This window comes from Pseudomonas sp. 9_2_1, assembly GCF_059295275.1.
Genome location: NZ_CM181239.1, coordinates 4,466,619 through 4,485,050 on the forward strand (window position 1 = coordinate 4,466,619; position 18,432 = coordinate 4,485,050).

Below are 18,432 nucleotides of genomic sequence, written 5' to 3' on the forward strand. Positions count from 1 at the left end.
TTTTTTCAAAAAGACAGGGCAGAGCATCACGCTCAGGTGTAGATCATCTTGCGGGTCATGCCGCCATCGACCACAAACTCCTGGCCGGTGACAAAAGCCGCCTGACGCGACAACAGCCAGGCCACCATGGCCGCTACATCTTCGACGGTCCCTACCCTGCCCGTGGGGTGCTGGGCATGGTCGGCTTCGGTCAAGGGCTCGGCACGGCGCTGTGACGGGTCGCGGGCGTCGATCCAGCCCGGGCTCACCGCATTGACGCGGATCTCCGGGGCCAGGCTCATGGCCAGCGCATGGGTCAAGGCCACCAGGCCGCCCTTGCTCGCCGCATAGGCTTCGGTGTCAGGCTCGGACTGGCGCGCCCGGGTAGACGTCAGGTTGACGATCGCCCCATTGTGCGCACGCAGGTACGGCGCACAATGCTTGGCCAGCAGCATCGGGCCGTTGAGATTGACCGCCAGCACGCGGTTCCACTGCGCCAGGCTGAGGCTTTCGAGGGTCTGGTTGTGCGGGTTGGCGATGGCCGCGTTGCACACCAGCGCGTCCAGGCGTCCAAACTGGCCCAGCACCTCGGAGACCCCGGCGCTGACCTGGGCCTCGTCGGCGACATCCATGGTGATGAACCAGGCATTGTCGCCCAGGGCCTTGGCCGCCTTGGCACCACGCGAGCGATCAAGGTCGCTGAGCACCACCTGCCAGCCTTCGCAGATCAGCCACGCGGCAATGCCCAGGCCGATGCCGCGGGCGGCACCGGTTACCAAGGCTACCCGGCCGTTGTGGCCGGGCACAGCGCCGCCGATCTCCATCACAGCGCGGCCAGCCCACGCGCCAGGTCGGCCTGCAGGTCGGCCACGTCTTCCAGGCCCACGGCAACGCGGATCAGGCTGTCGCGGATACCTGCGGCTTCTCGCTCCTGCGGCGACAGGCGGCCGTGGGAGGTGGTAGCCGGGTGGGCGATGGTGGTCTTGCTGTCACCCAGGTTGGTGGTGATCGAAATTACCCGGGTAGCGTCGATGAAGCGCCAGGCGCCTTCCTTGCCACCCTTGACCTCGAAGCTGACCACCGCACCAAAACCACTCATCTGGCGCTTGGCCAGTTCGTGCTGCGGGTGGCTCGGCAGGCCGGCGTAATGCACCTTTTCCACGCCATCCTGCTGCTCCAGCCATTCAGCCAGCGCCTGGGCGCTTTCGCAGTGCGCGCGCATGCGCAAGCGCAGGGTTTCAAGCCCCTTGGTGAAGATCCAGGCGTTGAATGGGCTGAGGGTGGGGCCTGCGGTACGCAGGAAGCCCACCACTTCTTTCATCTGCTCGGCACGGCCGGCAACCACGCCGCCCATGCAGCGACCCTGGCCGTCGATGAACTTGGTGGCCGAATGGAACACGATGTCGGCGCCCAGTTTCAGCGGCTGCTGCAGCGCCGGGGTGCTGAAACAGTTGTCGACCACCAGCATGGCCCCACGAGCATGGGCAATTTCGCTGAGGGCGGTGATATCGACCAGCTCGGCCAGCGGATTGGATGGCGACTCGACGATCAGCAGCTTGGTATTGGCTTTTATGGCCTGTTCCCAGCCACCGAGGTCGACCAGAGGCACATAGTCCACCTGCAGGCCGAAGCGCTTGAAGTATTTTTCGAACAGGCTGATGGTCGAGCCGAAGACGCTTTGCGACACCAGCACATGGTCGCCGGCACTGCACAGCGACATCACCACGGCCAGAATCGCCGCCATGCCGGTGGAGGTGCCCACGGCCTGCTCGGCGCCTTCCATGGCCGCCAGCCGCTCCTCGAAGGCGCGTACGGACGGGTTGGTGTAGCGCGAGTAGACGTTGCCCGGTGTTTCACCGGCAAAGCGCGCAGCAGCATCGGCTGCCGTGCGGAACACATAGCTGGAGGTCAGGAACAGCGCTTCGCTGTGCTCGCCCTCCGGTGTACGGTTTTGACCGGCGCGTACCGCCAGGGTGTCGAATCCGACACCCTCGAGGTCGCTGTCCAGTCGCCCGGCATCCCATTGATCCGTCATGCCGTCGCTCCCTGAATCAGTTGTTGTAGAGGTCGATGATCGCGCTGACCGCCTGGTGCTTGACCTTGGCCAGGTCATTACGGGCCTGCTCGATACGCTCGAGGTAGGCTTCGTCGATATCGCCGGTGACGTACTCACCGTTGAATACCGCGCAATCGAAGTGATCGATCTTGATCTTGCCGCCACCGACCGAATCGATCAGGTCCGGGAGGTCCTGGTAGATCAGCCAGTCGGCGCCGATCAACTCGGCCACCTGGTCGGTGGTACGGTTGTGGGCGATCAGTTCGTGAACACTCGGCATGTCGATGCCGTAGACGTTGGGGTAGCGTACAGCCGGGGCTGCGGAGCAGAAGTAGACATTCTTGGCGCCAGCTTCACGGGCCATCTGGATGATCTGCTTGCAGGTGGTGCCGCGCACGATCGAGTCGTCCACCAGCATCACGTTCTTGCCGCGGAATTCCAGCTCGATGGCGTTGAGCTTCTGGCGCACCGATTTCTTGCGCGCGGCCTGGCCGGGCATGATGAAGGTACGGCCGATGTAGCGGTTCTTGACGAAGCCTTCGCGGAACTTCACGCCCAGGCGATTGGCCAGCTCCAGCGCGGCCGTGCGGCTGGTGTCCGGGATCGGGATAACCACGTCGATATCATGCTCGGGGCGCTCGCGCATGATCTTGTCGGCCAGCTTTTCACCCATGCGCAGACGGGCCTTGTACACCGAGATGCCATCGATGATCGAGTCCGGGCGCGCCAGGTACACGTGCTCGAAGATGCACGGCTGCAGTTTTGGCGCTTCGGCGCACTGCTTGGTGAACAGCTGGCCGCCTTCGGTGATGTACACCGCTTCGCCCGGGGCCAGGTCGCGGATCAGGGTAAAGCCGAGCACGTCGAGGGCCACGCTTTCGGAGGCGATCATGTACTCCACGCCTTCGTCGGTGTGACGCTGGCCGAACACCACCGGGCGGATGCCGTTAGGGTCACGGAAACCGACGATGCCGTAGCCGGTGATCATCGCCACCACGGCGTAACCGCCGACGCAGCGGCTGTGCACGTGGGAAACTGCAGCGAATACGTCTTCCTCGGTGGGCTGCAGCTTGCCGCGCACCGCCAGCTCATGGGCGAACACGTTCAGCAGCACTTCCGAGTCGGAGTTGGTGTTGACGTGGCGCAGGTCGGACTCGTAGATCTCCTTGGCCAGCTGCTCGACGTTGGTCAGGTTGCCGTTGTGTGCCAGGGTGATGCCATACGGAGAGTTGACATAGAACGGCTGGGCCTCGGCCGAGGTCGAGCTGCCCGCAGTCGGATAGCGCACGTGGCCGATGCCGATGCTGCCGACCAGGCGCTGCATGTGGCGCTGCTGGAACACATCGCGCACCAGGCCATTATCCTTGCGCAGGAACAACCGGCCGTCATGGCTGGTCACGATACCGGCAGCGTCCTGGCCGCGGTGCTGGAGGACCGTAAGCGCGTCATACAGCGCCTGATTGACGTTCGACTTACCGACGATACCGACGATGCCACACATGCGACGCAACCCCTACTTTGACGAAACTTGAGTGAATAGCGCTCAGGGCTTAGCAGGCCCGAGCAACTGTTCCTTGAACGGAAGATCAGCGGGAGCGCTGATCAGTCCACCGGGCGTCCATTGGCCGGTAAAACCCAGGATCAGGTTTTTCGACCAGTCGGCGACCAGGAGAAATTGTGGTATCAGGCGTGATTCCTGCCACCAGGTATCTTGTTGCACCGGCCCCAGGCTGATCAGGCCTATGGCCACCACCACCAGCAAAGCTCCGCGCGCGGCACCGAATGCCATGCCCAGGAAACGATCGGTGCCGGACAATCCGGTCACGCGGATCAGCTCGCCGACCAGGAAGTTGACCATGGCCCCCACCAGCAAGGTGGCGACGAAAAGAATGGCGCAGCCAGCGATGACGCGCATCGATGGCGTCTGGATATAGCTCTCAAGATACACCGAGAGCGAACCGCCGAACATCCAGGCAACCGCACCGGCAATGATCCAGATGAGCAAGGACAAAGCCTCTTTGACGAAGCCGCGCTTGAGACTGATCAGTGTGGAGACGGCGATGATCGCGATGATCGCCCAATCAACCAGGGTAAATGCCACGGTGCTGCCTGCAGACGTTTGAGGCGGCGCATTTTACCAGAGCGCAGGGCTGGGAGTAAGCGGAATGTCAGCTGGATTGGTGTTTGCTTCATCGCCGGCAAGCCAGCTCCGACAGGGATCGCGCAAGCTTCTGGAATCTGGGGAAAACAGCTGCTTCCACCGGGATTGCACATGACTTGAGGCCGATGCGGTCGAGGTGGGAGCTGGCTTGCCGGTGATGGGCGGCATAGCCGCCCCGCGGCTATCAGCTGCGCTCGGGCTGGAAGCGCACGACAAAGCCCTTGAGGCTGTTCTGGCGGTTGACCGCATCACGCACGCGCTCGGCCTCGGCCCGCTCGATCAGCGGCCCGACGTACACCCGGTTCATGCCACCCGCCGAACGGATATAGGCGTTGTAACCCTGGCTACGCAAGGTCTGCTGGAGTTTTTCTGCCCCTGCACGGTTGGACAGGCTGGCCAACTGGATAGACCAGCTGACCGGCAAGCCATTGACATCGATCTTCGAGGGCGCTGCAGCCTTGGCCTCGACTTTAGCTGCAGGTGCCGACGCCTGCGGCTTGACCGGTTGGGCCTGGGCCTGGGCCTGGGCCTGAGCCTGCGGCGACGGCGTGATCGGCTGGCTGGGGGGGCTGGCCGGTGCCGTCGACTCGTTGACCACCACCGGCGCCGGTTGCGGTTCTTCCGGAATCACCTGTGGCTCAGGCACGGCGACCGGCTCTACCTTCACTTCCGGCAAGCTGGGCATGGCCGGTGCCTGCGGGGCCTCGACGTGCACCTGGCGCATCTCGTCCTCGCGGGTGAACAGCATGGGCAGGAAAATCACCGCCAGCGCCACCAGCACCAGCGCACCCACCATGCGCTGTTTAATCCCTTTATCCAGCACTGCCATCTACTCCACCCTCATGGGCGTGCCGCTCCAGCCATTCCAGCGCCTGGGCAACACAGAAAAACGAACCGAACAGCAGGATCTGGTCATCCGCCGTCGCCTGCGCGCATTGCCCCTCAAGGGCGGCGTCGACACTGGCATAAGACTTCACTGCGGCGCCGAGGTTCGTCAAGGCCGTAGCCAGTTCTGCAGCCGGGCGGCTACGCGGGGTATCCAGCGGCGCCACGGCCCAGTGGTCGACCAGACCCTGCAGCGGCGCGACAACACCGCCCAGGTCCTTGTCCGCCAGCAGGCCGAACACCGCCAGGCGGCGCCCCTTGAGCGGCCGGGCTGCAAGGCGTCGGGCCAGGTACTGCGCAGCATGGGGGTTATGCCCCACATCCAGCAGCAGCTCCACCGGCTTGCCCTGCCAGCTCAGCACCTGGCGGTCGAGGCGACCGGTGATGCGGGTATCCAGCAGCGCCTGGCGAACTTGCCCTGCGTCCCAAGGCAGGCCCATCAACAGGTAAGCCTGCAAAGCCAGGGTAGCGTTTTCCATGGGCAGGTCGAGCAGCGGCAGGCCGCCTAGTTCGACTTGCGCGCCATCGGCCGCAGTCCCGCGCCAGCTCCAGCTGCCATCGGCACTACTCAGGTCGAAGTCACGCCCGCGCAGGAACAACGGCGCGGCCAGATCGGCAGCCTTGTCCAGCAACGGCTGCGGCGGATCCAGGTCACCGCACAACGCAGGCTTGCCCTGGCGGAAGATGCCGGCCTTCTCGAAGGCCACCCGTTCGCGGGTATCGCCCAGGTAATCGACATGGTCGACGCCGATGCTGGTCACCAGTGCCAGGTCGGCATCCACCACATTGACGGTGTCCAGGCGACCACCAAGGCCCACTTCCAGCACCACGGCATCCAGCTGCGACTGGTAGAACAACCAGAACGCGGCCAGAGTGCCCATCTCGAAGTAGGTCAGGGAAATTTCGCCCCGCGCCGCCTCGACGGCGGCAAAGGCGTCGCACAGTTGCTGATCGCTGGCCTCTTGACCCTCGATCAGCACCCGTTCGTTGTAACGCAACAGGTGCGGCGAGCTGTACACGCCAACCTTCAGCCCCTGGGCACGCAACAGCGAGGCTACGAAGGCGCAGGTGGAACCCTTGCCGTTGGTGCCGGTTACCGTCACCACGCGTGGCGCCAGCTTGCCCAGCGCCAGCCGGGCAAGCACCTTCTGCGACCGCTCCAGGCCCATGTCGATGGCCGAGGGGTGCAATTGCTCGAGGTAGGCGAGCCATTCGCCCAGGGATCGTTGTTTCATCACGCGACGGCAGCCGCCTCACGCGCTTGCTCCGGGGTTTCCTGGCCGGTCATCTGCGCCAGCAGGCGGGCCAGACGCGGGCGCAGTTCGCCACGGGAGATGATCAGGTCGATGGCGCCGTGCTCCAGCAGGAACTCGCTGCGCTGGAAGCCTTCTGGCAGCTTCTCGCGCACGGTCTGCTCGATCACCCGCGGGCCGGCGAAGCCGATCAGTGCCTTCGGCTCACCGACGATAACGTCGCCGAGCATTGCCAGGCTGGCGGAAACACCGCCGTACACCGGGTCGGTCAGCACCGAGATGAACGGGATGCCTTCCTCGCGCAAGCGCGCCAGCACGGCAGAGGTCTTGGCCATCTGCATCAGCGAGATCAGCGCTTCCTGCATGCGTGCACCGCCAGAGGCGGAGAAGCAGATCATCGGGCAGCGGTTTTCCAGCGCGTAGTTGGCAGCACGCACGAAACGCTCGCCGACGATGGCGCCCATGGAACCCCCCATGAACGAGAACTCGAAGGCGCTGACCACGATCGGCATGCCCATCAGGGTGCCGCTCATGGAGATCAGCGCGTCTTTCTCGCCGGTCTGCTTTTGCGCGCCGGTCAGGCGGTCCTTGTACTTCTTGCCATCACGGAACTTCAGGCGGTCGACCGGCTCCAGGTCAGCGCCCAGCTCGGCACGGCCTTCGGCGTCGAGGAAGATGTCGATACGCGCGCGTGCACCGATGCGCATGTGGTGGTTGCACTTGGGGCAGACATCCAGGGTCTTTTCCAGCTCCGGACGATACAGCACGGCCTCGCAGGCCGGGCACTTGTGCCACAGGCCTTCTGGCACCGAGCTCTTCTTCACCTCGGAACGCATGATCGAAGGGATCAGTTTGTCGACTAACCAGTTGCTCATGCTTTCTTTCTCCAGTATTGGCAGGCGGGGGACCGGTGTCGCCGGCCCTGCCCTGCCCTTGAGCTCAAAATCTTATGGAACGTTGCTGGACCGGCCGCGAGACTTCCCGCGCGCCACTCCAGCGCTAATGTGTTGTTTTGCCGTCAGATGTACTGACGACTGCCGCGCAGGGCTGCGAAAGTTATGGACGATGGCGCGCAGCCAGCCGTCACATCTGCCATCACGCCTGTTTCACCGCACGCATGAAGGCTTCGATTTTAGCCGCATCCTTGATGCCCTTGGCCTGTTCGACGCCGCCGCTGACATCCACCGCGTAAGGCTGCACCTGGGCAATGGCCCGACCGACGTTATCGGCCGACAGCCCGCCGGCGAGGATGACTGGCTTGCTCAGGCGCGCCGGCACCAATGACCAGTCGAAGGCTTCACCGGTTCCCCCGGGTACGCCCTTCACGTAGGTGTCCAGCAAAATACCGCGAGCACCCGAATAGGTTTTGCAGGCTGCTTCCAGGTCGTCGCCCGGGCGTACGCGCAAGGCCTTGATCCAGGGGCGGTGGAAACCCTCGCAGTCCTGCGGGGCTTCATCGCCGTGGAACTGTAGCAGGTCCAGCGGCACCACTTCGAGGATCTCGTTCAGCTCGCAACGCGTGGCGTTGACGAACAGCCCGACCGTGGTCACGAACGGCGGCAGCTCGGCGATGATCGCCCGAGCCTGGAGCACGTCCACAGCCCGGGGGCTCCTGGCATAGAAGACGAAGCCGATGGCATCGGCACCCGCTTCGGCAGCGGCCAGTGCGTCCTCGATGCGGGTGATCCCGCAAATCTTGGTGCGTACATTGCTCATGGACAGCGAACCCTGCTGGTTACGGTGAAAGGCCGGATGTTAGCAAATGACTTTAGCGCCCGTCAGTCAGCCAACGCCTCGAAACCGGTCAGAAAGTGTGGGCCAATGTAACGCTGGGGCAGCGCGAACTCCTCCGGGTACTCCACCTGCACCAGATACAGCCCGTAAGGATGTGCGGTCACCCCGCCTTCGCTGCGGTTGCGCCCTTCCAGCACCTCGCGCGCCCAGGTAACCGGGCGCTCGCCGGCACCAATGGCCATCAGCACCCCGGCAATGTTGCGCACCATGTGGTGCAGGAAGGCGGTGGCGCGCACGTCCAGCACGATCATCTGGCCATGGCGGGTAACGCGCAGGTGGTAGATGTGCTTGATTGGCGACTTGGCCTGGCACTGGCTGGCGCGGAAGGCGCTGAAGTCGTGGGTGCCGAGCAGGAACTGCGCGGCCTCGGCCATGCGCTCGACGTCCAGTGGACGGTGGTTCCAGGTAACTTCCTCGGCCAGGTGCGCCGGGCGGATCGGGTCGTTGTAGATGACGTAGCGGTAGCGCCGGGCACAGGCCTTGAAGCGGGCATGGAAGTCGGCCGACATCGGCCGCGACCAGACCACGCTGATGTCGTGCGGCAGGTTGAAGTTGGTGCCCATGGTCCAGGCGCGTTCGTCGCGCACGGCGCGGGTGTCGAAGTGCACGATCTGCCCGCAGCCGTGTACGCCGGCATCGGTACGCCCGGCGCAGACCACCGCGATTGGCTCGTTGGCCACCGTGGACAGCGCCTGCTCCAGCGCTTGCTGCACGCTCGGCACACCGCTGGCCTGGCGCTGCCAGCCGCGGTAACGCGCGCCCTTGTATTCAACGCCCAGGGCGATACGGGAGTAGCCTTCGGCCGCAGATTCGGTGGCGGCGCTGTCGATGATGTCCAAGAGCATGAAACCTGTGGGGTGTACGGAATGGCGGGGATTATAACGACAACGGCAGCCGCGTAGGGCTGCCGTTGAAGGTGTATCGCGTTCCAGGACCTCGATCAGACCAGTCGAGACAACATGTCCTCGGCTTCCTGACGCTGGGTGTCGTCGCCGTCCTTGACTACCTCATCAAGGATGTCGCGCGCGCCCTGGTTGTCACCCATGTCGATATAGGCACGGGCCAGGTCGAGCTTGGTGGCGACTTCATCACTGCCGGAGAAGAAGTCGAAGTCGAGGTCGTCCAGCGGCTCTGGCTCTGGCTGTGCAGCCGCATCCTCGCTGGTGAAGTGCGGCTCCAGCGACGGCGACTCGAGGCTCTGCGACAGTTTGTCCAGCTCGGCGTTGACGTCGTCCAGCTCCGAAGCGAAGCTCTTGGCGGCTGGCGAGTCATCTTCCAGCGACAACGACAGGTCGAAGTCTGACGGCAGGTCGAAATCGGAGATCGGGTCGAACGCCGGCACGCTGTCGAAGGCATCCAGCTCCGCAGCGACATCCACCGGGGTCTCTGCCACTGCTTGCGGGGCAGCCGGGGTGACAGGCTCGGTGATATCGAGGTCGAAATCGGACAGGTCCACAGCAGGCTGGGGCTCGGCCTGGGCCAGCATGGCCTCGAAGTCTGCATCGGCCTCAGCCTGCAGCTCGGCGTCCACGGCAAACGGTTCTTCTTCAGGCTGCGCCTCTTCCAGCGAAGGCTCATCCAGTACCGGTTCGTCGGGCTCGGGCGCCTGCGCCAGCGGCTCGTCCAGCAGCGGTGCTGCCAGCGGGTCCTCTTCGGGCAGGTCTTCACCCAGGCTCAAGTCAAAGGCGCTGTCCAGGTCCTGCTCGTCCAGGCCTGGCTCATCGAGGGTCGACACTTCGTCGAAGGCATCCAGTTCAGCCTCCGGCTCGAGTGCTGCCTCAGGCTCCGCTTGCGCTACAACATCCGGCTCGGGCTCGAATTCCGGCACTTCTTCAGGCACAACGTCAGCCACCGCTGGCGCTTCAGGCTGATCCTGCAGCAGGCCCTGCACGTACTGCTCATCCATTTCGGCAGCCAGCGCCGCCGCACCCAGGCCGGCTGCGGCCAGGCTGAGCATCGCCGGGTAGCGTTCCTTCAGCCCGGCGACTTCTGCAGCATTCTGCTCGGTTGCCGGCAGCTTGCGCTCCTGCTCGACGAACGCGCTCTGGTCACCTTGGCGGGCGTACACGTCCATCAGCTTCAGGCGCAGGTCATCACGCTGCGGCGCTGCGGCCACGGCGGGCTCCAGCAGCTCGGTAGCGCGGTTCAGGCGGCCTTCGGCCAGGCATTGATCGACCTCCGCCAGCAAACCGGGGTACGGATCTGTTTCAGGCTCGGGCAGCGGTTCGGCGACTGGCGCAGCCGCTTTTTCTGCAGCAACGGCAGCGGCGGCCGACGCGGCCACCACGGCTGGCGACAGGGTGACGCTGGGCTCCGAGACTTCAACGCCATCAAGGCTATCGGTATCGGTGTCAAAGCCCGTGCCTTGCTCTTCTTCCAGTGCCCGCGCCATCCGCAAGTGTTTCTCGGCCTCTTGCTGGGCCTTGCGCTTGCGCGCCAGCAGCCACAGCAGCAGGGCCAGTACCAGAATGGTAGAACCGGCAATCAGCCAGAGCAGCCACGGGTTGCCGAGGATCTGCTGGAGTGCGCTGTCCGGCTGGCTGGCAGGCGCTGGCGCTGGCGCGGCAGCAGGTGCCGACTCGGGCGCGGTGTCGACGGCAGCGGGCGCTGGCTCGACCGAAGGCTGCGCAGCGGCGGCTGGCTGGCTCACAGCAGCGGCAGCCGTTGCCGGGGTGGCTGCGCCCTGCCCTTCGAGGCGCGCGAGCTGGTTGTTTTTCAGCTCGATCAGACGCTGCAGCTTGTCCAGCTGGCTCTGCAGGTCGGACATGCGGCTTTGCAGTTCTTCGTTGTCACGGCGGCTGGTGTCCAGACTTTCCTGGGCCAAGGCCAGCTTGTCGCTGAGGGCTTTGGTCTGACCGCCACTGGCCTGGTTGCCCGGGCTGACCAGGCGCAGGTTGTCACCTTGGGCGATAACCGACGGCGCGGCCTCGGCGGCGCCACGGCGGGTGGCGTCCAGCTGGCGGGCACGCGGGCCCAGGCGGCGGCCTTCACGCCAGGCGGCATACTGTTCGGCCACCTCGCTGTTGGCCTCGCCCTGCGCGATGTTCTGGACCTGCTGCTGGTCGGGCAGGCGCAGTACCTGGCCAACCTTCAGCTGGTTGATGTTGTTGCCGATGAATGCGTCCGGGTTCAGCGCCTGGATGGCGATCATGGTCTGCTGGATCGAGCCACCCTGGGTGTTGCGCGCGGCAATCTGCCACAAGGTGTCGCGGCGCTGGGTGGTGTAACTGCTGGCACCGGTGACCGCCGAGGCAACGTTGCCGGCCGCCTGCTTGTCGCCCTGGGCCTTGGCCTGGTCGAGCAGTACGCTGTAGTCACGCAGCAGACGGCCTTGCGGCCACATTACCTGGACCAGGAATTTGACCACTGGCCCCGGCAGCGGCTGGCTAGAGGTCACCCGCAGCACGCTTCTGCCGTTGGGGTTGATCACTGGTGTGAAGGTCAGGTCTTCGAGGTAGGTCGGAAACGCCACCCCGGCCTTGCTGAACTCTTCCGGGGGCGCCAGGCTCGGCGCCACTTCGGCCGCCTTGAGGTCGCGCACGTCGAGCAATTCGATCTCGGCGTCCAGCGGCTGATTCTGTGCCGACTTCAGGGTCAGCTCCCCCAAGCCCAGGGCATTCGCCATGCCAGACGACAGCGCGGATGCTGCAGCCATGGCCAGAACCAGTTTGCGAATTCGAAGCATGACCTCTTCCCTTGTATGAATCGTCCCGAAACCTGCATGCGGAGCAGGACAAATATGCTCGCCAGTATCTTTTACGGCATGTGTTTAATCAACAATTGTGCCACTTGCACGGCATTGAGCGCGGCGCCTTTGCGCACGTTGTCGGTGGTGAGCCAGAGGTTGAGCTGCTGGTCTTCATCAACACCGTGACGCACACGACCAACATAGACCACGTCTTGGCCCACTGCGTCACCTACCGGGGTCGGATAATCATCACGCTCCACCAGCTCGAGGCTGTCAGCCGCCTCCAGGGCCTGGTTGACGGCGTCCAGGTCGACCGGGCGACGGCTTTCTACGGCCACACTGAAGCTATCGCCGAAAAACACCGGGACTTGAACGCAGCTCACGGAAATCTTCAGCTCAGGCAAGTCCAGCAGCACGCGCAGCTCGCTGACCAGGCGGCGCTCCAGCAGCGTGTGGCCCTGCTCATCGGCTGCGCCGACCTGGGCCAGCAGGTTGAACGCCACCTGACGGTCGAAGAAACGCGGCTCAAGCGGGCGGGCATTGAGCAGTTCGGCGGTTTGCCGGGCAAGTTCGCTGACCGCTTCGCGGCCTTGTGCAGACACCGCCAGCGCGGCCATCACCTGCACCCGCTCGATGTCCAGCAGGCTTTTAAGCGGCGCCAGCGCCACGGCCAGGGCAACGGCGGCCGAGCACGGGCTGACAATGCGTGCCGGCAGTGCCAGGCCGGCCAGGCGTTCGGCGTTGGCTTCGGGCACCAGTGCCAGGGCATCGTCCAGGCCACCGGACAGGTCGATGACCGAGCAGCCGGCCTGCAGCGCCTTGCCGGCGAAGCTGCGGCTGACAGCGGCGCCGGTGGCGAAGAAGGCCAGCTTGACCTGGGCGAAGTCGAAGCTGTCGACTTCACGCACCTTGAGCTTTTTGCCGGCGAACATGACGCTGCTGCCTGCCGATTCCATGCTGGCCAGCAGGTGCAGGGTGCCGACCGGGAACGCCAGTTCTTCGAGGACCTGTACCAGGGTTTCACCGACGCTGCCGGTGGCGCCGACGACGGCGATATCGAATGTTGGGTTCATGCGGGCTGCCTCTGGCGAAACGGGAGCGGCACTTTACTCGGATTGTTGGGGCGAGGCCAATGCCGTCTATGCGCTTCTCGTATCGGCCTCGATGAACATTTGCGGATATAAAAAAACCCGCGCTGTCGCCAGCACGGGTTTTCGGTCACAGCAGAACGATCAACGCTCCAGCAGAATCCGCAGCATGCGGCGCAGCGGTTCGGCGGCACCCCACAGCAGCTGGTCGCCCACGGTGAACGCACCCAGGTACTGCGAACCCATGTTCAGCTTGCGCAAACGGCCAACCGGTACGTTCAGGGTACCGGTGACGTTGGTCGGGCTCAGTTCCTGCATGCTGATTTCACGCTGGTTCGGCACCAGCTTCACCCAAGGGTTGTGCTGGCTGATCATGCCTTCGATATCGGCGATCGGCACGTCCTTGTTCAGCTTGATGGTCAGCGCCTGGCTATGGCAACGCATGGCGCCGATGCGCACGCAGATACCATCGACCGGGATCGGGCTCTTGAAGCGGCCGAGGATCTTGTTGGTCTCGGCCTGGGCCTTCCATTCTTCGCGGCTCTGGCCGTTTGGCAGCTCCTTGTCGATCCAAGGGATCAGGCTGCCCGCCAGCGGCACACCGAAGTTCTCGGTCGGGTACGCCTCGCTGCGCATCGCTTCGGCCACCTTGCGGTCGATGTCGAGGATGGCGCTGGCCGGGTTGGCCAGGTCTTCGGCGACGGCCGCGTGGGTGGCGCCCATCTGCTTGATCAGCTCGCGCATGTTCTGCGCACCGGCACCCGAAGCTGCCTGGTAGGTCATGGCGCTCATCCACTCGACCAGGCCGGCTTCGAACAGGCCGCCCAGGCCCATCAGCATCAGGCTGACGGTGCAGTTGCCGCCGATGTAATTCCTGGTACCGGCGTCCAGCTGCTGGTCGATGACCTTGCGGTTGACCGGGTCGAGGATGATCACTGCGTCATCCTGCATGCGCAGGGACGAAGCAGCGTCGATCCAGTAGCCCTGCCAACCGGCTTCACGCAGCTTGGGGAACACCTCGTTGGTGTAGTCGCCGCCCTGGCAGGTCAGGATCACGTCGAGGGTCTTGAGTTCTTCAATCGAATAAGCGTCCTTGAGCGGCGCTGTATCCTTGCCGACGTTGGGGCCTTGGCCACCGACATTGGAAGTAGTGAAGAACACCGGCTCGATGAGGTCGAAATCCTGCTCCTCCAGCATCCGCTGCATGAGCACGGAACCGACCATACCGCGCCAACCGATCAGACCTACACGTTTCATCGCAACTACACCTTTGCTAAAAGTGGGCCGCCACCAGGAATTTGGGGTGGCGGGCCAGAGAGATTACAGATTCCGCAGCGCTGCGACTACTGCGTCGCCCATTTCCTGCGTACCTACTTTACGGCAGCCTTCCGAGAAGATGTCGCCGGTGCGCAGGCCCTGGTCCAGGACCAGGCTTACCGCCTTCTCGATGGCATCGGCGGCAGCCGTCTGGTTGAAGCTGTAGCGCAGCATCATCGACACCGACAGGATGGTCGCCAGCGGGTTGGCGATGCCAAGGCCGGCGATGTCCGGCGCCGAGCCGTGGCACGGCTCGTACATGCCCTTGTTGTCGGCATCCAGCGACGCCGAAGGCAGCATGCCGATGGAACCGGTCAGCATGGAAGCTTCATCCGACAGAATGTCACCGAACATGTTGTCGGTCACCATCACGTCGAACTGCTTGGGTGCACGTACCAGCTGCATGGCAGCGTTGTCGACGTACATGTGGCTCAGCTCGACATCCGGGTAGTCCTTGGCCACCTCTTCGACCACTTCACGCCACAGCTGGCTGGAAGCCAGGACGTTGGCCTTGTCCACCGAGCACAGCTTCTTGCCACGTACCCGGGCCATGTCGAAGCCGACACGGGCAATGCGGCGCACTTCGCTTTCGCTGTACGGCAGGGTGTCATAAGCCTGGCGCTCGCCACCTTCCAGCTCGCGCTGGCCACGCGGGGCACCAAAGTAGATGCCGCCGGTCAGCTCGCGGACGATGAGGATGTCCAGGCCGGCGACGATTTCCGGCTTCAGCGACGAGGCATCGGCCAGTTGCGGGTAGAGGATGGCCGGGCGCAGGTTGGCGAACAGGCCCAGTTGCGAACGGATTTTCAGCAGGCCGCGCTCCGGGCGGATATCACGCTCGATCTTGTCCCACTTCGGCCCACCCACGGCGCCCAGCAGCACGGCATCGGCCTTGCGCGCACGCTCCAGGGTTTCGTCGGCCAGCGGCACGCCGTGCTTGTCGATGGCAGCGCCGCCGATCACGTCGTGCTGGAGGTTGAAACCGAGCTGGAACTTGTCATTGGCCAGGTCCAGCACCTTGACCGCTTCGGCCATGATTTCCGGGCCGATACCATCACCTGGGAGAATCAGAATCTGCTTGCTCATGCTTTCCTCTATTCATTCACGCGGTGCGGCCATGCGGGCCCCACCGAAAGGTTCTTAACGCTCTGCCCACAACACCAGCACGTCGGTGCTGAACGAGCCATCGGCCTCGATCTGGTAATACTGCCGTACTTCTTCACCCATCGCTTGCTGCAATTGGCGAATGGCCACGCGCATCGGCTCGGGCGTACGCATGCGCTCGACCCAGGTGTTCCACTCAAGGCGCAACGGCTGGCGGGTGTGACTGCGCACATGCAGGCCGGCTTCGCTGACCTGGCGCTGCCATTGGGCGGCGGAGTAGTCGCGCACGTGGCTGGTGTCGCGCAGCACTTCGACCGTTTGCAGGTAGGTGTCGAGCAGCGGGCTGCCGGGTGACATCACATCGATGAACGCCGCCACGCCACCAGGCTTGAGCACCCGACGCACTTCGCGCAGGGCCAGGCCCAGGTCGCTCCAGTGGTGGGCGGAGTAGCGGCTGAAGACGAAGTCGAACGCGCCATCGGCGAACGGCAGGCGCTCGGCCGCGCCGCGCTCGGTGGTGATATTGGCCAGGCCGCGCTCGCTGGCGGCGCTGGCGACCACGTCGAGCATGGCTTGCGAGAGGTCGTAGGCGACCACTTCGGCGACCAGCGGGGCAACGTGGAAGCTGACATGACCGGCACCGCAGCCCAGGTCCAGCACGCGGGCATGGCCCTGGCCTGCCAGCTCGGCTTGCAGCAGGGCAAATTCACTGCCCTGGGCGTGCACGGCGCTGCTGAGGTAGGCGCTGGCCTGTTCGCCGAACTGGCGCTGGACCACATCGGTGTGCTGGGTGCTGGTCATGGCTAAATCCTTTGGTATTTTTTGTTGCCTGTGTCGGCCCTATCGCCGGCAAGCCAGCTCCCACAAAGAACCCACAGTGTTAAGACCTGTTGTATTCCTGGGGGAGCGGGTTTACCCGCGAAGAGGCCGGCACAGCCAGTACAAATGCCGGCTATATCAATCAGGCATCACGGAACAGCCAAGGCTGGCTGGCGCGGTGCTTGCCCTCGAAGGCCTTGATCGCATCGCCTTCCTGCAAGGTAAGGCCGATATCGTCCAGGCCATTGAGCAGGCAGTGCTTGCGGAACGCGTCGATTTCGAAGTGCAGCACCTTGCCATCCGGGCGGGTCACTGCCTGCGCCTGCAGGTCAATGGTCAGCTGGTAACCCGGGTTGGCCTCGACCTGCTTGAACAGCTCGTCCACTTCCTCATCGCTGAGGATGATCGGCAGCAAACCGTTCTTGAAGCTGTTGTTGAAGAAGATGTCGGCAAAGCTTGGCGCGATCACGCTACGGAAGCCGTACTCGTCCAGGGCCCACGGGGCATGCTCGCGGCTGGAACCGCAACCGAAGTTCTCCCGCGCCAGCAATACACTGGCACCCTGATAACGCTCGTGGTTGAGCACAAACTCATTGTTCAGCGGGCGTTTGCTGTTGTCCTGATAGGGCTGCCCCACGTCCAGGTAACGCCATTCGTCGAACAGGTTGGGGCCAAAGCCGGTGCGCTTGATCGACTTCAGAAACTGCTTGGGGATGATCTGGTCGGTGTCGACGTTGGCACGGTCCAACGGCGCGACGAGGCCAGTGTGCTGGGTAAAGGCTTTCATGCTGCGCTCCCTTGGATCAACTCGCGAACATCGATGAAGTGGCCAGTCACCGCAGCAGCGGCAGCCATGGCCGGGCTGACCAGGTGGGTACGCCCACCGGCGCCCTGGCGGCCTTCGAAGTTGCGGTTGGAGGTGGACGCGCAGTGCTCGCCACTCTCCAGCCGGTCCGGGTTCATCGCCAGGCACATCGAGCAGCCTGGTTCACGCCATTCGAAACCGGCTTCGACGAAGATCTTGTCCAGGCCTTCACGCTCGGCCTGGGCCTTGACCAGGCCCGAACCCGGCACAACGATGGCCTGCTTGACGGTAGCCGCCACCTTGCGGCCCTTGGCGATTTCCGCCGCAGCACGCAGGTCTTCGATACGCGAATTGGTGCACGAGCCGATGAACACGCGGTCCAGCTGGATATCGGTGATGGCCTGGTTGGCGGTCAGGCCCATGTACTTCAAGGCGCGCTCGATCGAGCCACGCTTGACCAGGTCGGCCTCGGCGGCCGGGTCCGGTACGCGCTGGTCGACGGCCAGGACCATCTCGGGCGAGGTGCCCCAGCTGACCTGCGGCTTGATCTGGCCGGCATCCAGTTCGACCACGGTGTCGAACACCGCATCGTCATCGGAAACCAGGTCTTTCCAGGCTTCTACAGCACGTTCCCACTGCTCGCCCTTCGGCGCGTACGGGCGGCCTTCGACGTAGGCAACGGTGGTGGCGTCAGTGGCCACCAGGCCGACACGTGCACCGGCTTCGATGGACATGTTGCAGATGGTCATGCGGCCTTCCATCGACAATTCGCGGATCGCGCTGCCGGCGAACTCCATGGCGTGGCCGTTACCGCCGGCGGTGCCGATCTTGCCGATCACGGCCAGGACGATGTCCTTGGCGGTAACGCCGGCAGGCAACTGGCCTTCCACGCGCACCAGCATGTTCTTCATCTTCTTGGCGACCAGGCACTGGGTGGCGAGCACATGCTCTACCTCGGAGGTACCGATGCCGTGGGCCAGGGCACCAAAGGCGCCATGGGTGGAGGTGTGCGAGTCGCCGCAGACCACGGTCATGCCTGGCAAGGTGGCACCCTGCTCCGGGCTGATGACGTGGACGATGCCCTGGCGCACGTCGTTCATCTTGAATTCGACGATGCCGTATTCGTCACAGTTCTCGTCAAGGGTCTGCACCTGCAGGCGCGATACCTGGTCGGCGATGGCCTCGATGCCGCCCTTGCGCTCTGGCGTGGTCGGCACGTTGTGGTCTGGCGTGGCGATGTTGGTGTCGATGCGCCAAGGTTTGCGGCTAGCCAGGCGCAGGCCTTCGAAGGCTTGGGGCGACGTCACTTCGTGGATGATGTGGCGGTCGATGTAGATCAAGGACGAGCCGTCATCACGGCGCTTGACCTCATGGGCTTCCCAGAGTTTGTCGTAGAGCGTTTTGCCAGCCATCAGACTGTTCCTCATCAGCGTTCTTTCTATGCCAAAAACCCCTTGGCTTGTATGGACGATGCTATGGGGTT

General features: G+C 64.1%; 16 protein-coding genes. All 16 read right to left on the bottom strand.

Going from position 1 to position 18,432, the window contains the following annotated elements; translation table 11 throughout:
* Positions 1-32: 32 nt before the first annotated feature.
* Positions 33-803, bottom strand: coding sequence for an SDR family oxidoreductase (locus AC5O5I_RS20325; protein ID WP_172218583.1), 771 nt, complete (start codon positions 801-803; stop codon positions 33-35).
* Positions 803-2,014, bottom strand: coding sequence for an O-succinylhomoserine sulfhydrylase (locus tag AC5O5I_RS20330; RefSeq protein WP_172218584.1), 1,212 nt, complete (start codon positions 2,012-2,014; stop codon positions 803-805). Before AC5O5I_RS20330 ends, AC5O5I_RS20325 begins: the two co-directional genes overlap by 1 nt.
* A gap of 16 nt (positions 2,015-2,030) precedes the next feature.
* Positions 2,031-3,536, bottom strand: coding sequence for an amidophosphoribosyltransferase (gene purF, locus AC5O5I_RS20335; RefSeq protein WP_172218585.1), 1,506 nt, complete (start codon positions 3,534-3,536; stop codon positions 2,031-2,033).
* A gap of 42 nt (positions 3,537-3,578) precedes the next feature.
* Complete coding sequence (locus AC5O5I_RS20340; RefSeq protein WP_172218586.1) at positions 3,579-4,136, bottom strand: CvpA family protein; 558 nt, start codon at positions 4,134-4,136, stop codon at positions 3,579-3,581.
* A gap of 244 nt (positions 4,137-4,380) precedes the next feature.
* Positions 4,381-5,025 carry an SPOR domain-containing protein gene (locus AC5O5I_RS20345; protein ID WP_494511450.1) on the bottom strand — a complete coding sequence of 215 codons (645 nt, stop codon included), beginning with the start codon at positions 5,023-5,025 and terminating at the stop codon, positions 4,381-4,383.
* Positions 5,009-6,316 carry a bifunctional tetrahydrofolate synthase/dihydrofolate synthase gene (gene folC, locus AC5O5I_RS20350; protein WP_494511451.1) on the bottom strand — a complete coding sequence of 436 codons (1,308 nt, stop codon included), beginning with the start codon at positions 6,314-6,316 and terminating at the stop codon, positions 5,009-5,011. The genes AC5O5I_RS20345 and folC overlap by 17 nt, the downstream gene beginning before the upstream one ends.
* On the bottom strand, positions 6,316-7,209 hold the full coding sequence (gene accD / locus AC5O5I_RS20355) for an acetyl-CoA carboxylase, carboxyltransferase subunit beta (protein WP_172218589.1): 894 nt from the start codon (positions 7,207-7,209) through the stop codon (positions 6,316-6,318). The genes folC and accD overlap by 1 nt, the downstream gene beginning before the upstream one ends.
* Before the next feature lie 220 nt (positions 7,210-7,429).
* Positions 7,430-8,050 (bottom strand): phosphoribosylanthranilate isomerase, encoded by a 621-nt coding sequence (locus tag AC5O5I_RS20360; protein ID WP_172218591.1) that lies wholly within the window; start codon positions 8,048-8,050, stop codon positions 7,430-7,432.
* A 62-nt stretch (positions 8,051-8,112) separates the two neighbouring features.
* Positions 8,113-8,973 carry a tRNA pseudouridine(38-40) synthase TruA gene (gene truA, locus AC5O5I_RS20365; protein ID WP_172218593.1) on the bottom strand — a complete coding sequence of 287 codons (861 nt, stop codon included), beginning with the start codon at positions 8,971-8,973 and terminating at the stop codon, positions 8,113-8,115.
* 95 nt (positions 8,974-9,068) lie between these two features.
* Positions 9,069-11,813 (bottom strand): FimV/HubP family polar landmark protein, encoded by a 2,745-nt coding sequence (locus tag AC5O5I_RS20370; RefSeq protein ID WP_494511452.1) that lies wholly within the window; start codon positions 11,811-11,813, stop codon positions 9,069-9,071.
* Between the two features lie 71 nt (positions 11,814-11,884).
* Positions 11,885-12,889: an aspartate-semialdehyde dehydrogenase gene (locus AC5O5I_RS20375; protein ID WP_172218597.1), complete on the bottom strand. Its 1,005-nt coding sequence runs from the start codon at positions 12,887-12,889 to the stop codon at positions 11,885-11,887.
* Positions 12,890-13,048: 159 nt separating this feature from the next.
* Entirely contained in the window at positions 13,049-14,161 is a 1,113-nt protein-coding gene (gene asd, locus AC5O5I_RS20380) for an aspartate-semialdehyde dehydrogenase (RefSeq protein WP_172218599.1), read from the bottom strand.
* 63 nt (positions 14,162-14,224) lie between these two features.
* Entirely contained in the window at positions 14,225-15,307 is a 1,083-nt protein-coding gene (gene leuB / locus AC5O5I_RS20385) for a 3-isopropylmalate dehydrogenase (protein ID WP_172218601.1), read from the bottom strand.
* A 54-nt stretch (positions 15,308-15,361) separates the two neighbouring features.
* Positions 15,362-16,126 (bottom strand): class I SAM-dependent methyltransferase, encoded by a 765-nt coding sequence (locus tag AC5O5I_RS20390; protein ID WP_172287676.1) that lies wholly within the window; start codon positions 16,124-16,126, stop codon positions 15,362-15,364.
* Between the two features lie 160 nt (positions 16,127-16,286).
* Positions 16,287-16,931: a 3-isopropylmalate dehydratase small subunit gene (gene leuD, locus AC5O5I_RS20395; protein ID WP_494511453.1), complete on the bottom strand. Its 645-nt coding sequence runs from the start codon at positions 16,929-16,931 to the stop codon at positions 16,287-16,289.
* On the bottom strand, positions 16,928-18,361 hold the full coding sequence (leuC, locus tag AC5O5I_RS20400; protein ID WP_172218607.1) for a 3-isopropylmalate dehydratase large subunit: 1,434 nt from the start codon (positions 18,359-18,361) through the stop codon (positions 16,928-16,930). Before leuC ends, leuD begins: the two co-directional genes overlap by 4 nt.
* Positions 18,362-18,432: the final 71 nt, after the last annotated feature.

What these genes read in the sequence shown, in the direction of transcription:
- AC5O5I_RS20390 (WP_172287676.1), bottom strand. Translation starts at nt 16,126, where the DNA reads ATGACCAGCACCCAGCACACCGATGTGGTCCAGCGCCAGTTCGGCGAA.
- AC5O5I_RS20360 (WP_172218591.1), bottom strand. Translation starts at nt 8,050, where the DNA reads ATGAGCAATGTACGCACCAAGATTTGCGGGATCACCCGCATCGAGGAC.
- accD (WP_172218589.1), bottom strand. Translation starts at nt 7,209, where the DNA reads ATGAGCAACTGGTTAGTCGACAAACTGATCCCTTCGATCATGCGTTCC.
- AC5O5I_RS20330 (WP_172218584.1), bottom strand. Translation starts at nt 2,014, where the DNA reads ATGACGGATCAATGGGATGCCGGGCGACTGGACAGCGACCTCGAGGGT.
- leuD (WP_494511453.1), bottom strand. Translation starts at nt 16,931, where the DNA reads ATGAAAGCCTTTACCCAGCACACTGGCCTCGTCGCGCCGTTGGACCGT.
- AC5O5I_RS20325 (WP_172218583.1), bottom strand. Translation starts at nt 803, where the DNA reads ATGGAGATCGGCGGCGCTGTGCCCGGCCACAACGGCCGGGTAGCCTTG.
- truA (WP_172218593.1), bottom strand. Translation starts at nt 8,973, where the DNA reads ATGCTCTTGGACATCATCGACAGCGCCGCCACCGAATCTGCGGCCGAA.
- AC5O5I_RS20345 (WP_494511450.1), bottom strand. Translation starts at nt 5,025, where the DNA reads ATGGCAGTGCTGGATAAAGGGATTAAACAGCGCATGGTGGGTGCGCTG.
- AC5O5I_RS20370 (WP_494511452.1), bottom strand. Translation starts at nt 11,813, where the DNA reads ATGCTTCGAATTCGCAAACTGGTTCTGGCCATGGCTGCAGCATCCGCG.
- folC (WP_494511451.1), bottom strand. Translation starts at nt 6,316, where the DNA reads ATGAAACAACGATCCCTGGGCGAATGGCTCGCCTACCTCGAGCAATTG.
- purF (WP_172218585.1), bottom strand. Translation starts at nt 3,536, where the DNA reads ATGTGTGGCATCGTCGGTATCGTCGGTAAGTCGAACGTCAATCAGGCG.
- AC5O5I_RS20375 (WP_172218597.1), bottom strand. Translation starts at nt 12,889, where the DNA reads ATGAACCCAACATTCGATATCGCCGTCGTCGGCGCCACCGGCAGCGTC.
- leuB (WP_172218601.1), bottom strand. Translation starts at nt 15,307, where the DNA reads ATGAGCAAGCAGATTCTGATTCTCCCAGGTGATGGTATCGGCCCGGAA.
- leuC (WP_172218607.1), bottom strand. Translation starts at nt 18,361, where the DNA reads ATGGCTGGCAAAACGCTCTACGACAAACTCTGGGAAGCCCATGAGGTC.
- asd (WP_172218599.1), bottom strand. Translation starts at nt 14,161, where the DNA reads ATGAAACGTGTAGGTCTGATCGGTTGGCGCGGTATGGTCGGTTCCGTG.